The 14,559-nt window shown below is 53.3% G+C and carries 11 protein-coding genes and 1 riboswitch; of the genes, 1 reads left to right on the top strand and 10 read right to left on the bottom strand.

The window, feature by feature from the left end:
- Positions 1 to 31: 31 nt before the first annotated feature.
- From PUT07_RS30530 to purE, 4 genes are read right to left on the bottom strand one after another with little or no spacing between them, the layout of a single operon-like run.
- Positions 32 to 928, bottom strand: coding sequence for a phosphoribosylaminoimidazolesuccinocarboxamide synthase (locus tag PUT07_RS30530; RefSeq protein ID WP_274472564.1), 897 nt, complete (start codon positions 926 to 928; stop codon positions 32 to 34).
- Between the two features lie 27 nt (positions 929 to 955).
- Positions 956 to 2,251: an adenylosuccinate lyase gene (gene purB / locus PUT07_RS30525; protein WP_274472563.1), complete on the bottom strand. Its 1,296-nt coding sequence runs from the start codon at positions 2,249 to 2,251 to the stop codon at positions 956 to 958.
- A 26-nt stretch (positions 2,252 to 2,277) separates the two neighbouring features.
- The gene (purK, locus tag PUT07_RS30520; RefSeq protein ID WP_274472562.1) at positions 2,278 to 3,453 is read right to left on the bottom strand and encodes a 5-(carboxyamino)imidazole ribonucleotide synthase; all 1,176 of its coding nucleotides are present in this window, start codon (positions 3,451 to 3,453) and stop codon (positions 2,278 to 2,280) included.
- On the bottom strand, positions 3,450 to 3,935 hold the full coding sequence (purE, locus tag PUT07_RS30515; protein ID WP_274472680.1) for a 5-(carboxyamino)imidazole ribonucleotide mutase: 486 nt from the start codon (positions 3,933 to 3,935) through the stop codon (positions 3,450 to 3,452). Before purE ends, purK begins: the two co-directional genes overlap by 4 nt.
- Positions 3,936 to 4,073: 138 nt before the next feature.
- A riboswitch (purine riboswitch) is annotated at positions 4,074 to 4,175 on the bottom strand.
- A gap of 308 nt (positions 4,176 to 4,483) precedes the next feature.
- On the opposite strand from purE, the gene PUT07_RS30510 reads away from it, so the two are divergent.
- Positions 4,484 to 5,569, top strand: a complete 1,086-nt coding sequence (locus PUT07_RS30510) for a stalk domain-containing protein (RefSeq protein WP_274472561.1) — start codon at positions 4,484 to 4,486, stop codon at positions 5,567 to 5,569.
- Between the two features lie 73 nt (positions 5,570 to 5,642).
- On the opposite strand, the gene PUT07_RS30505 is transcribed toward PUT07_RS30510, so the two are convergent.
- From PUT07_RS30505 to PUT07_RS30480, 6 genes are all read right to left on the bottom strand, one after another.
- Positions 5,643 to 5,915, bottom strand: a complete 273-nt coding sequence (locus PUT07_RS30505; protein WP_274472560.1) for a Fur family transcriptional regulator — start codon at positions 5,913 to 5,915, stop codon at positions 5,643 to 5,645.
- A 46-nt stretch (positions 5,916 to 5,961) separates the two neighbouring features.
- Entirely contained in the window at positions 5,962 to 7,440 is a 1,479-nt protein-coding gene (locus PUT07_RS30500; protein WP_274472559.1) for a catalase, read from the bottom strand.
- A 977-nt stretch (positions 7,441 to 8,417) separates the two neighbouring features.
- On the bottom strand, positions 8,418 to 10,310 hold the full coding sequence (locus PUT07_RS30495) for a pectinesterase family protein (protein ID WP_274472558.1): 1,893 nt from the start codon (positions 10,308 to 10,310) through the stop codon (positions 8,418 to 8,420).
- Entirely contained in the window at positions 10,307 to 11,842 is a 1,536-nt protein-coding gene (locus tag PUT07_RS30490) for an ABC transporter substrate-binding protein (RefSeq protein ID WP_274472557.1), read from the bottom strand. Before PUT07_RS30490 ends, PUT07_RS30495 begins: the two co-directional genes overlap by 4 nt.
- A 142-nt stretch (positions 11,843 to 11,984) precedes the next feature.
- Positions 11,985 to 13,613: an extracellular solute-binding protein gene (locus PUT07_RS30485; RefSeq protein ID WP_274472556.1), complete on the bottom strand. Its 1,629-nt coding sequence runs from the start codon at positions 13,611 to 13,613 to the stop codon at positions 11,985 to 11,987.
- A gap of 35 nt (positions 13,614 to 13,648) precedes the next feature.
- Positions 13,649 to 14,530: a carbohydrate ABC transporter permease gene (locus tag PUT07_RS30480; protein ID WP_274472555.1), complete on the bottom strand. Its 882-nt coding sequence runs from the start codon at positions 14,528 to 14,530 to the stop codon at positions 13,649 to 13,651.
- Positions 14,531 to 14,559: the final 29 nt, after the last annotated feature.

Below are 14,559 nucleotides of genomic sequence, written 5' to 3'. Positions count from 1 at the left end.
TCCTCGTATGTGCTTGCTTTGCTTATTATTTTTAATCGACCAAACGCCGCAAAATCTCTTTGTACCGGTTCGCCGTCTCTTCAACAACCGAAGCCGGAAGCTCATCCGGTTCACTGTTCTTGTCCCAGCCGGAATTCGCCAAGTAGGTACGGACAGGCTCTTTGTCCATGGAATCGATCTCGATATCCAAGGCGTACTTGTCTTCCGCCCAGTAACGCGAGGAATCCGGTGTGAAAATCTCATCAATAATAATAAGTTCACCGGCATAGAAGCCGAATTCGAACTTCGTATCCGCTAAAATGATGCCCTTCTGCTCACAAATGGAATGAGCCAGCGTGTACAGCATAATACTGCGCTCTTGCAGCTCGTAGGTCAGCTGTTCGCCGACCAAGCCGATCATCTGCTCGATGGAGATGTCTTCGTCGTGGCCTACATCATTCTTGGCTGCCGGCGTGAAGATCGGATCGTTCAGACGCTGATTCTTCCGCAACCCTTCCGGCAGCTTGCGCCCGTTGATTTCGCCCGTTTTCTCATACTGTCTCCAGCCGTTGCCTGTGATGTATCCGCGAACGACGCACTCGATGGAGATGCGCTCCGCTTTCTTCGCAACAATAATGCGCTCTCTGAGAAGCTCTCTCGCTGCCGCATCCGGAAGCACATCTTGGAGCTGTTCCACGTCTGTATGAACGATATGATTTTTCATATAACCGCTCGTCACGCCGAACCAATACTTGCTCAGCGCGTTGAGCACGTAGCCTTTGTCAGGAACGCCCGGCTTCAGAATATAGTCGAACGCCGAGATCCGATCCGTGACGACGATCAGATAATTTTCGCCCAAATCGTACAGCTCGCGCACTTTCCCTTTGTGAACCAGAGGCGCCTTAACGAAATCAACCGCTGAATCAAGAATGTTACTTGCCACGGACAACCCTTCCCTTCTCTCCCAGAATGCCTTCTATTTCAAACCTAAGCGGTCGAAGATCGTGTCAACATGTTTCAAATGCCAGCTCGGATCGAAGCAATCCGCGATTTCGGCCGGGCTTAGCGCTTCTGTAATCGTACGCTCATTCTCTACGATTTCGCGGAAGGAACGCTGTTCTTCCCACGCTTGCATCGCTCTCGGCTGCACCGTATCGTAAGCTTGCTCACGGGAGAAGCCTTTGTCGATCAGCTTCGTCATCACGCGGCCGGAGAACGGCACATCGTACGTGCTGCGCATGTTGCGCTTCATGTTCTCAGGGAATACCGTCAAGTTCTTAATGATGTTGCCTAGACGATTCAGCATGTAGTTCAAGAGCTGCGTCGCATCCGGCAGGATCACACGCTCAACGGAGGAGTGCGAAATATCGCGCTCATGCCACAGCGTCACGTTCTCGTAAGCGGAAATCATATGACCGCGAATGACACGGGACAGGCCGGAGATGCTTTCGCAGCCGATCGGATTGCGTTTGTGCGGCATCGCGGAGGAACCTTTTTGACCTTTGGCGAACGGCTCTTCCACCTCGCGGAACTCACTCTTCTGCAGGGCGCGGATTTCCGTCGCGAATTTGTCTAACGATGTAGCGACTAGCGCCAATGTCGCCATGTACTCGGCATGACGGTCGCGCTGCAGCGTCTGTGTGGAGATCGGAGCCGGTTTCGTGCCCAGCTTCTCGCACACATATTGCTCAACGAACGGATCGATGTTCGCGTAGGTGCCGACCGCACCGGAGATTTTGCCGAATTGCACGCCGTCAGCGGCAAAGCGGAAGCGCTCCAGGTTGCGTTTCATTTCTTCGTACCACAGCGCCATCTTCAGTCCGAATGTCGTCGGCTCGGCATGAACGCCGTGCGTTCTGCCCATCATGGCTGTGTTTTTATGCTCAATCGCTTTGTTGCGAAGAATCTCGATGAAGTTCTGAATGTCTTTGTCCAAGATCTCATTGGCTTGTCTCAGCAAGTAGCCCAGCGCCGTGTCAACCACGTCTGTGGATGTCAAACCGTAGTGCACCCATTTGCGCTCAGGTCCCAGCGTCTCGGATACCGCTCTTGTGAAGGCAATGACGTCATGACGCGTTTCTTGCTCGATTTCGTAGATGCGGTCAATGTTGAAGCTGGCGTTCTCACGCAGTACTTTCACATCTTCCTTCGGAATGACGCCCAGCTCGGCCCAAGCCTCGCAGGAAAGAATTTCAACTTCCAGCCATGCTTGAAACTTGTTCTGCTCCGTCCAAATGCTCGCCATCTCCGGGCGTGTGTAACGTTCGATCATCGTACCGTTCCTCCAATAATGTTCATTTACTTACTTTCCCAAATCCGGGTGCGTTCTATCCAATTCAGTGCATGCTGGACATCGTCAGCCAACAGATTGATATGTCCCATTTTGCGTTTCTCTTTCGCTTCTTTCTTGCCGTAGAGATGAACCTTGGCGCTTACACCCAGCTCGGTGTCCTCCAGGAAGCCTGGTTGATCGATGAGACCGCTGAGCGGCTCGATATGTTCACCCAGTAAATTCACCATCACAACCGGCGTCAGCAGCTCGGTAGAGCCTAGAGGCAGGTTGCATATGGCGCGAACATGCTGCTCGAACTGCGAGGTGCGGCACGCTTCCATCGTGTAATGACCGGAATTGTGCGGGCGCGGCGCAAGCTCGTTGACGTAGAGCCGGCCGTCCTTCGTCAGGAACAGCTCTACGGCGATCAATCCGATCACGCCGAGTCCTTCGGCGATGCGAATCGCCAGTTCCTCGGCTTCCTGCTGTACGTCCGCCGGAATGCGGGCAGGCACGATGGATTGATGCAGGATGTTATGTACATGTATGTTCTCCGCTGCCGGGAAAGCTTTCACTTCGCCGCGCGGGCTTCTTGCTGCAATGACGGATAATTCCTTGTCGAAATGAATGAATTGTTCGAGAACGAGCTCGGTCTTGGCCTTACTCAGCGTCTCATAAGCTTCTTCCACTTCATCTAGAGAGCGGATGACCCACTGACCTTTGCCGTCGTAGCCGCCGGTGGCCGTCTTGAGCACACACGGTGTGCCGAACTTGACGACAGCGTCCTTCAGCTCAGCCGCGCTCTTCACTTCCGCATAAGGAGCGACCGGTACGCCCGCCGCTTCAATGGCTCTCTTCTCCCGAAGACGATGCTGGGTCGTATATAAAAGCTCGCTTCCTTGGGGAACATAGGATTCATTCATCAGAATGCTCGTCACGTGGGCGTCCACGTTCTCGAATTCATACGTGATCACGTCGGACCGTGCCGCGAGCTTCCGCGCCGCTTCGACGTCGTCGAAGCTCGCCTGAATCTGTTCGTCGGCGACTTGTCCGCATGGCGCATCTTCCGTCGGGTCAAGCGTCACGAACCGGTACCCCATGTTGCGTCCCGCCAGGGCCAGCATGCGGCCTAACTGCCCGCCGCCCAAGATGCCGATCGTGCCGCCCGGCTTGATGACTTTACCGCTTGGTGCCTCCGTCATAACAAGTCACTGCTTTCAATGACCGTCTGCGCGATGCGCTCGCGGCGCGCTCTTACCTTCGCTTGCAGCTCCGGATCGAAAGCGCCGAGAATTTGCGCCGCCAGCAGGCCGGCGTTCGTCGCTCCTGCGTGACCGATGGCCACGGTCGCAACCGGAATGCCGCCAGGCATCTGCACGATGGACAGCAGGGAATCGAGTCCGTTCAGCGTGGAGGTCTTGACCGGAACGCCAATAACCGGCAGCTCGGTCTTAGCTGCTACCATCCCTGGCAGATGCGCCGCTCCGCCCGCTCCGGCGATAATCACTTGGATGCCGCGGCCTGCTGCTGCGGCTGCATATTCAAACATCAAATCCGGCGTTCTGTGTGCGGAGACAACCTTCTTCTCATAAGGCACTCCCAGCTCTTCCAGCATGTCGCATGCGTGCTTCATCGTTTCCCAATCCGACTGGCTTCCCATTATGACACCAACACGTACCGTCATCATTAACCCACTCTCTTCAAATAATGGTTACTATGATTAAACCCTTTAAACCAAAAAATGCCCAGAGCTAGAATACGCGATTCTATCCGCTGGACAGCAAAAGAACCGAATGCAAAAAGACCATCATCTTCCTATGGTTCCCCTCATTCGCTTCCTCGTAGTCCAAAAATTTATGGTTTTTGGGTAGAAACTTTCAGGCCCTATTCCTGATTTTATACGAGTTGTTTCGACATTTTCAATTAGTGCGGCTCTCTAACCCGCTTCCCTAGTTTACTACCAACTAACGTGTCGTGTCAATTTCAAAAAACGAACGATTTGCAACTTTATCTTTTGTATAGTTCGTTTTTTGAAGGTTTTTTCCCAACAAACGACAGTTGTGGACTTTCATCCGCTTTCACTCCTTTCCGCACCGTTATATTCGTTCGGTATTCGGGTAATTCATAGAGAAAAACCGATTATTTTTTTCGACAAAAACGAAAGATGCTGCAAACTTTTCTTGTTGCTTATCGTCTAAGATACTAGATGAAAAACACGAAGGAGCGAGTTCCATGAATAAGAAGATGTTCACAATCAAAGTTGCCTTAGCTGCTGCGCTGCTGGCCGGATTCTCCGGTTCCGCCCTCCTGCCGCAAACGAGCGTTCGCGCTGAAACGTATAGTGCCGATCAAGAGGTCCAATTGGCTCCTCTGCGCATTCAGATCGGCGATCAACTGCTGGATGTGCCCGGCGGCAAAACCAAAGAAGGCGACACCTATGTCGGACTCGCCTTTCTTAGCAAACAGCTCGGTCTAACCACTTCCTGGGACAGTGCGACCAAGACGGTTACCGTCAGCAGTCCCCATAAAACGATGAGCATGCATAACCAAAGCACCGAGTATGCCTTGAATGACCACAAATTTTACGCTCCGCTGCCCCCTGTGATTATTGAAGGCACGACGTATTTGCCGCTGCGTTTGCTTCTGGAGCAGATGGGCTACAAGATTGGCTATATCGATCAAAGCCACATCGTCACGATCGCGCCTATTCAGGAGAACGAGCTGAAATTGACGAACAAATCCGATTCCCTTACGAAAAGCGATAACCGCCGCATTACCTTGCAGTATCCGCAAATTGAGGGTTGGGCCAATACCGCGGCCAGCGACAAGATCAATGCCTTCCTCCAGGCGGAAGCGGATAAATATAAAGCGGCGGCGATCCAGCAGCTGAATGATCTTAGCGAGGTGATCGGCAGTACGGAGCCTGATTTCCCCAATACGTTCGATGTGAATTACAAAATCACTTACAATCAGGATCATAAGCTAAGTCTATACTTCATTGTTTACACGTTTTCCGGCGGCGCTCACGGGTTCTATGCTTGGGATTCCCACACCTTCGATCTGGATACGGGGAATGAGCTGACGCTGCAGCAGGTTGCTTCCAATAATCCGCAATACAAGTCTATTATCAATGAGGAGATTAAAAAGCAGCTGAAAGAGCATGATTATGAGCTCATCGAGCCGTTCGAGTCCATTCGGAACGATCAGGGCTTTTATTTGAAAGATGACACTGTTGTCGTCTACTTTGGGCTGTATGAATACGCGCCTTATGCGCTGGGTATTCTGGAGTTTCCGGTTCCGCTGTCGGCATTTAAATAAGCGAAAGCGCCCCAACGACTACGCGAGGCTGTGAGAGAGCCTTCAGATAGCGTTGGGGCGCTTTGGCGTTTCATTATGAGCTTAAAGCCGCTTCATACTGCATGGAGCTTCCGCTCATGGCCAGTTCCTTCACCAAGCCCAGCTGCTTAAACACATGCAGCGAGCTGTTGATCGTCATCGCATTAATCGTCGGATACTTAGCGACTAACGCTTCGCAGATTTCCTTAACCGTCGTATAGCCGTTCTGGTCATACAAATAAGTTAATAACGCTTGGCGCTGCGGTGTTAAAGGAATATTTTTGGCGCGCATGCGCTGCAGCGCTTGATTCAAATCGTGCCTTGCCATGGTGGAACCCTCCTCTACGGTGTTATATGAAAAGGCATCTCTGCTCTTAGTGTTTCAAATGCTGCAAGTAGCCCGAAATATCGACGTTCAGCCCTGCTGCGAGCGCTTCTCCCAGCTTGGCGTCGGCTCGATAAAAGTTGCAGATCGCGAGCAGCTTCGACTTCTCGTGAACGGAAGCCAGATCACCGACCAGATTGGCGATGAAGTTCGCCTGTTCCTGCTCGCTGAAGCTGCGGAAGGTGTCTCCGGCTTGGGCGAAATCGTTCGTTTTCGCGATCTTCTGCCGGCCAGCCGTACCGGTCAGCGGGATAGAGCTGTCACGATACGCCGGCGCCTCCTTCGGTTCGGCATGGCGAGTCGGCTCGTAGTTGACGCTGCCGGCTTGCGGCTTCATTTGCATGGCGCCGTCACGCTGATTGTTCTGTACGGTGGCGTATGGGCAGTTCACCGGAATCTGCAGGTAGTTAGCGCCCAGCCGGTATCTCTGCGTATCCGGGTAGGAGAACAGCCTGCCTTGCAGCAGTTTATCTTCGGACGGCTCGATGCCCGCCACCAGCACGCTTGGCGAGAACGCCGCCTGCTCGACCTCCGCGAAGAAATTTTGCGGATTGCGGTCCAGCGTCATGGTACCTACTTTGTGCAGGGGGATGAGATCCTCCGGCCATACTTTCGTCGGGTCCAGCGGGTCGAAATCGTACGCATCCAAATCTTCCGGTTGCAGCAGCTGCACGTGCAGATCCCATCTCGGGAAATCGCCGCGCGCGATGGCGTCGTACAAATCTCTCGTGGCATGGCTGAAATCTTCCGCCTGCACAGCCGCGGCTTCTGCTTTGCTCAAGTTGCGTACGCCTTGATGCGGCTTCCAGTGATATTTGACATAAACGTAGTTGCCTACGGAGTTAATCCATTTGAAGGCATGGACGCCGAAGCCGTTCATCTCGCGGTAGTTGGCTGGTGTTCCATAATCGGAAAAGACCCAAGTCAACATATGCGTGGATTCCGGCGTAAGCGACATGAAATCCCAGTAGCGATCCGGTGTCTGCACATTCGTATCCGGAGCCGGCTTCAAGGAGTGCACCATGTCCGGGAACTTCATAGCATCGCGGATGAAAAATACCGGAAGATGGTTGCCGACCAGATCATAATTGCCTTCTTCCGTATAAAACTTAACCGCGAAGCCGCGAGGGTCGCGGGCCGTCTCCGGCGAGCCCTGACCGTGGATGACGGTCGAGAAGCGGACGAACACCGGCGTTTCTTTACCTTCTTCGCCGAGGAAGGCGGCTTTCGTGTAGCGGTTCATCGCTTTCTCTACTTTAAATGTGCCGAAAGCTCCAGCACCGCGCGCATGGACGACGCGTTCCGGAATTCGCTCCCGGTCGAAATGAGCCATCTTCTCTAGCAGATGGTAGTCTTCTAATAATGTAGGACCGTGCTGACCTGCCGTCCGTGAGTTCTGGTTGTCGCCGACGGGGGCGCCTTGGTTGGTTGTGATGTAGTTGTGTGTACGATGGTTATCTGATGCCATTTACATTCTCCTCCGCTATGAGAAATAATAATTCCTTATTTATAATTATTATAATATAGGTTTCATTTTAATCATATCGAGAATGATTGTCAATAGCTCGTTAACGTCTAAGCACTGCTTGCCAGACCCTGATTCTATGCCTTTACCCCAAATCTACTCAAAGCAAATCAAATCTAATCTACTCCAACTACCTCCCCGCACGTCACTCTGCCCCTATCACTACTCACACCGCCCCCCATTTCCACTCGCATCACCACCTGAATCCATTGCACCGTCCCGTATCTATACTCGCATCACCCAGTATCTGATCGGTATCCACTGTACCGTCGTGCATCTACATCGCCTCAATATCCATGCACCTACGTATCTACACTTGCATCCCCCAATACCCACTGCACACACAAACTATACTCGCATTCCCCAATATCCACTGCATCCACGCATCTATACTCGCATTCTCCCAATATCCACTGCACCCACGCATCTTTACTCGCATTCTCCCAATATCCATGCACCTACGCCTAGTACTCGTCCCCTATAACAGGAATTCCTCCCGTTATTTCGACTCGCCCCCCGGCTTCCTGCATGATTACATGGAATTTCTCCCGTTAAATTTTGAATTTCCTTGGGAGAAGAGCTAATCAAGCGCAAAATAACTGGAGCTTTTCCAGTTACACACCCATTTGTGCCTCATTCCCCCCGGAATAACGGGAGGAATTCCTGTTGTCCCCCTGCCACCGGCGGCGGCTTTCAGACTACGCCATCGCTAATTGCTTCCGGGTTCCTCTGCCGACGCTTGCTTCTGGGCTCCTCTATCGCTGCTCGCTCCCGGGCTCCTCTATCCACGCTTGCTTCCGCGCCCCACCATTGACGCCCACCCGTCGATGCATCCCAACTCATGCAGCTTCTCCCCGCTGCACCACCCCAAAAAGCCGATCAACCCCACCGCTCACGCGATGAAATCAATCGGCTTCCTTTTACTCCCGGAGCAGCCTCGCCAGCGGCAGGCCCAGCTCCTTGATCCCTTCAACCACCAAGCGGGCGATCTCTGTCGCGCCTGCTTCCGAGAAGTGCGTATCATCCGTCACACCGTCCGGATAATTCGGGTGCTCCCCGGGCTGCAGCCAGAGGAGCAGTGCTTTGGTCCGCTCTGCGCCCAGCGACTCGAAGAGCCTTTTGCTCTTCTCAGCGAGGTCGATGAGCGGAACTTCCAGCTCCGCGGCTAACCGCCTGACTGCAGAGGGATACTCCCCGTGCGTATCGGCGAGACTGCCCTGCTCATCGAAGCTGCGCCGCTGCACGGGAGTGATGAGTACCGGTAAGGCGCCTCTTGACCGTGCACCTTCCACATACCGACGCAGGTGATCCAAATAGGTCGTATACGGTTCCGTATATCTTTTTTCATCCTCTTTCTGATCGTTATGTCCAAACTGAATGAAGAGATAGTCACCTGGACGAATCTTGCTCCAAATGACGTTTAAGCGCCCTTCTGTGATATAGCTTTTGGAACTTCGGCCGGAAGCAGCCGCATTGCAAACCACAGCCCCGCTTCCAAACCATCGATCCAACACCTGCCCCCACCCCATACGCGGATAAAAGGATGACTTGTAGCTAGACATTGTAGAGTCTCCCGCCAGGTACAGCTTGACCGGCTGGTCCTCCGGTCCCTTCTCCTTCGTATCTATCCTCTCACCTACTCCTATATTCCCACTTCCTGCTCCAACTGGACTCCATCCATCCTGCCCCGCCAGAATGCGATTAACGTCATATGCGGCAGCTTCCTCTTCCGAGAGCTGCTTCGACCACTCCACCCGGCAGTCGGTATCCGCTCCGGGCCCGCTATTTCCGTACTCGGCGTATACGATAGTCGCTACGCTCTCCCGCTCGTTCCACGGGTCCCAGCCTTCCCTCTTAATATGCGGTCCAAGCCAGCAGCGCAAGAAAGCGGTCTTCGCATAATTCCGCCACGGCCGCCCAAGCCCGACGGATTCCGCCGGAGCTTCCCCCGTCAGCTTGCAGCGGACGAACACATAACCGTACGCCACCTCCTCCGGCGTGGATGCCGCCGTCACCCAGCCTTTGCCGGCAGATTCGATCTCGCAATCTTGAAACACGGCCGTCGCGGAGCCGAAAATAAAATCTACATCGCCCCGAATATAGCATCGCTCATAGTATTGCCGAACAGGGCGCGGCGGTACGCCTTCCCGCGGCCCCCCGAAAGTAGAGCGGTCTCTCGGCTTCAGCGGCAAAGGACCGGTAAACAGCGTATCCTGATGCCCAAGGAACCGGCAATCCCGGAAGACGACGCGATCCCCGTCCGCATAAGCGGCCAGCGCTTGTCCGACATCTTCCCCTCGGCCTGCTGTATTCTCGATAGTCAAATGCTCAATGGTCACATCATCCGCACCGACGAAGGCCGTGTAAGAATTGAAGGTATGATACGGCTCTCCATTGGGGAAAAGCTTCTTGGCATAGTCGTCATACGTGACGATCGTTGTCTCCGCTGACTCCCCGATTACCGAAATGCCCGGCTTCGTAATCCGCAGCTTCTCTTTATATACGCCGCTCCGGACATAGATAACGGTATGCCCCTTCCTTGCCCCTTCCTTCGCCTCCATCTCAATTCTCACATCAGTGTTTCCAATTGTCCCCATCTCGATTTTTTCATCCGTCCCTGCCATCACCTCTTGCGCAACCCTTGCATCTATTCTTCCAATCGTTCCCACATCGGTCGTTGCCCCGGTCGTCACATTCGCCCCTACCCTCGCACCTATCTCCCCGCTCGCGCTCCCAACCGCCTCAGCACGATCGAGCGCATCCTGAATACGGGTATAATCCCCGCTCCCGTCCGCAGCTACTATAATGATCATGATCTAACATCCTTTCTCGCGGCTCTAAAACTATCGAATTGTTTCTGAATCTCCGCTATCACATGATTAATGCCTGCATCCTTCAGCTTCACCCTGAAACTCCCCATCGTAGCCGCCCAATCTCCCTTCGCGTCATAGAGCAGCGGCAAATACTCGGTAATAATCACATTGAGCTGGGCAATTTCCGATTTGATCGGAGACAGATCCGGCACGAAGCCCAAGGTCGGCGAAGCCGTCGCCTCCTTATCCCAATTGCGCAGCTCTCCCCTGTAAGCAGGAGAAATATATTTGCTGAAGCGGACATAGCGAATATCGTTCCAGGTCCAGCTGATCGGCATGTACTGCTTCTCAGGCGGGATACCGTCATAATCGATCGCGCCGTCCGGCGTCAATTTATAGTTCACATCCTTGATCCCATATGTAAAAAGATCGTAATTCTCCTGACTGCTCCTCAGCCAATTGAGGAATGCGACGGATTCGTTCACATGCTGGCTCGTTGAAAACACGGACAAAATATTATCCGCCCCCGTGAACAAATATTTCGGTTTCTCCGGGTGCAGATACACGTTCTCCAGCTCCCCGTCGGGGTTCATCGCCTTGAAAGCATCGATCCGTTCCGTCTGCTTCAGCACCACGCTCCAAGTGGCGGCGACCTTCCCCGAGTTGAAGGCAAGCTCCGGATCCGGGTACCGCGAGGTGTCGGAGGGGCCGTACGGCACGTACCCTTTGTCCTGCCACTCGTGCATCTTCTGCATGATACTGCGGAAAAAGTCCGATTCGTACGTGTTCCTCACCCTCAACTGGGGATCGGCCGGATCGATGTATACCGGTGCGTTCAGATAGCCGCCGGCCAAGAACGCCACATCGCCATACTCCCGGAGCAGGAACCGTCCTGTATCATAGAAATAAGGCGTTATCGCCGGCTCGTACTTATGCATCGTCTCCAAATATAAGTCCATATCCGCGACGGTTTTAATTTCGGGCAGACCGTATTTCTTCCGCAAATCCCCCCGGATTTGCACGAAGCTCTGAAACTCCGATATCGGCATGACGCGGGGAATCCCGTAGATCTGGCCGCCTATCGTGACCCCTTGGAAAGCATAGTCCGGCGTACTCTCAACAATGGCCTGGCCATGGTCGCGGAGTGCCGTATCCAACGGGGCAAGCACCTTTTTGGACACATAGTCCGCTATGTTCGAATAAGCCGATAAAGCGATGTCATACGATTCGCCGCTGGCGGCAATTAACCAGACTTTATTCCAATACTGGTCATAAGGGATGTAGGTAATATCCAGCTTAATCGGCAGTCCGTCCTTAGCCAGCTTAGCCTCCACAGCTTGAAGAACTTCCTTCTGAGCGGCGGGCTCTTCCAAGGGGAATAACAGCTTGAGCGTCGCCGGCTGCAGGGCCGTTGTCACCGGCTGCTGACTTGCGCCGCCTGTCCCCTCATCCTCTTGCATGCCGTAGCGGACAGCGAATGCGAGCCCGACGGCAAACAGTACGACCAACCCTACATACAAACTCCTTCTCATCCGCTGCCGCTCCCCTGTGTCTGAAATCGCTTTCCCCTTATTTTACGATAAAAAGCGCTCCGCCGCCGCTCCATTTTTCCCCGCACCTTCATATACGGATAAACACAGCAGGCGCATAATGGCCGCTGTGTTTATTCTTTCTTTATTTCTTGCCGGCGGCCAGATAACGGTCGTACTGCGCCTGTCTGCCTTTGACCACATCTTCGACACCCATGCTTCTCAATGTCTTGATGTAGCTGTCGAACTTATCCAGACTCTCCTTGCCCGTGATGAACTTGATATTCATCTCATTGACATACGTTGTGATATCAGGCATGACGGTGTTCTCGGTGCTGGCTTCCGCCGGCAGGGCATAGACGAATGGGAACGGAGCCTTGATATATTTCTCCATCTCCTTATCGATCTTGGCATGCCACGGAGCTACCAGCACATCGGTTGCTTCGACCGACTGCTCGATCGGCAGGTTGACCGGATTGATGCCGAACTTCTGAATGAAGTCGTTGTCCTTGCCTTTCTCGGTGAACTGCTTCTTACCGTCAACGACCTCATACGTCTGCCCCTGAAGTCCCCATACGTAGACCTCCTTCGCTTCCTCACTGCTCGCGTAATCTAAGAATTTGAACGCCAGCTCCGGATCTTTGGCATTCTTGGAGACGCCGAAAATACCGGTAATCGGGTTACGGCCTACATAATAGGGATCCCCATGCGGCCCTTTGAAAGGCGCAATGCCTTTAATCAGCGGTTTGGCCGGATCGTAATCCTTGAACAGCTTGCTGTACACCATCGATGTGTACCAGCTGAAGTTGAAGGTTGCTCCCGTTATATTCTGGGAGAACTTCGACGTGATTTGATCGGCGGTCACACTCGCGAAATCCGGCTCCAGAAGCCCCTCCTTGTACAGTCCGTTCAAATAAGTGAGATATTCCTTATAATTCGGTTCGTAATAGGAATAATGAACTTTCCCGTCTTTATCCGCATAGAAATTGTTGGCCAGATCCAGCCCGAAGACCGGGCCGAACGCATTCGCCAGCTGGCCTCCCGCCACGGAGAAAGGTATCTCGTCCGCCTTGCCATTGCCGTTCGGGTCGCCGGACTTAAATTTGCGCAGCATGTCGGTAAACTCATCGAGTGTAGCCGGCTCCTGCAAGCCCAGCTTCTCCAGCCATCTCACATTCACCATGAAGGTGGGCATATAGTTTTTGGTGACGGCCAGCTGCGGCAGATAATAGATCTTCCCGTCCGGCGTCGTCAAACTCGCCTTCAGCGCAGGGTACTTCTCGAACAACTTTTTAATATTGACGCCGTACTTCTCGATGTAATCGTTCAGCGGTTTGAACAGGCCGCCTTGAATGTTTTTCATCGTTTGATCCTGATCCAGCTGGTAGATGATATCCGGCAGATCGGCTCCCGCTGCCAAACGCGGAGAGATCGCGTCCTGATATGTGGACGGCGGCAGCAGCTCCCAGTTGACGGTTATTCCGGCACGCTTACTGATTTCTTGCACGATAGGCGCCTGGTTCAAGTCCACATTGTTCGTCCAGGCATTGGTGGCCAGTATGCTGAGTGCAGCCGTTTTATCGGTGATCGGCCCCTTCCCCGTATAATTGAAGCCTGATGGCGCAGCGGGTGCAGCCGTACTCGAACCTCCCGTTCCGGTAGAGACGGCCCCTTGAGTGCCCGTACCTCCTCCACTCGTGCAGGCCGCCGCCACCAGCGTGAACAGTGCCGCAATCAGTGATACGCTTGCCGTTGTTTTTAGCGTTTTTTTCATATTCATACCCTCCCCCTGATGGTGAACGAATCTTCTCAACCTTTGACGGCCCCCAATGTAATGCCGCGTACGAAATATTTCTGAATGAACGGATAAATCGTAATAATCGGTAAAATACTGACGACAATCGAGACATACCGGACCTGCAGCGTTGACACGGCCAGCGCCTTAGCGGCTGTCTCTCCGCCCATTTTCTGCATAATTTCCGGCGATGCCATAATGAGCACCCTGCGCAGGAAAATTTGCAGCGGCTGCAGCTCCGCTTTTCCCAAATACAGCAGGGCATTAAAGAAGTCATTCCAATGAGCGACCGCATAATACAAGGTCAGAACGGCCAACGTCGGTTTGGTGAGCGGCACGGCGATCCGGAACAGGAGCGTAAAATCTCTGGCCCCGTCCATCGTAGCGCTTTCAAAAATCTCATTCGGGATATTCTCGAACGCCGATCGCAGGATCATCACGTTGAACGTGCTCACCAGCACCGGCAGAATCATCGCCCATCTCGTGTTGTATAAACCCAGCTCCGTGATGATCATGTAGAGGGGAATCAGCCCCCCGGAGAAATACATCGTAAAGGCAATGTAGAAATTAAGCTTTCTGCGCAAGAAGAAATGCTTTCTTGACAGCGGATACGCCGCCAAGCAAGTAGCCACCAGATTGAACACGGTACCTACCACCGTATACCAGACCGTATTATAGTAGGAACGCCAGAGCTCCGAATACCCCATCACCATTTTGTAACCGTCGAAATTCAAATCAACCGGAAACAGCGTGACCAGCTTGTTGTCGATCGCCTCCACCGAGCTCATAGAGATGCTGACCACGTACACAAAAGGATACAGCGTCACCACAACCGCGATGATGACCACGCTGTACACAAGCACGTAGAAGCTTCGATCCGTCCACGGTTTCACCATATGGCCCCCTCCTCTCTCCTCTCTCGATC

This window comes from Paenibacillus sp. MAHUQ-63 (assembly GCF_028765165.1).
In the GTDB taxonomy this organism is placed as follows: domain Bacteria; phylum Bacillota; class Bacilli; order Paenibacillales; family NBRC-103111; genus Paenibacillus_E.
Note: the sequence above shows the minus strand (reverse complement) of the source record. Positions and strands in the feature narration are given on the sequence as shown.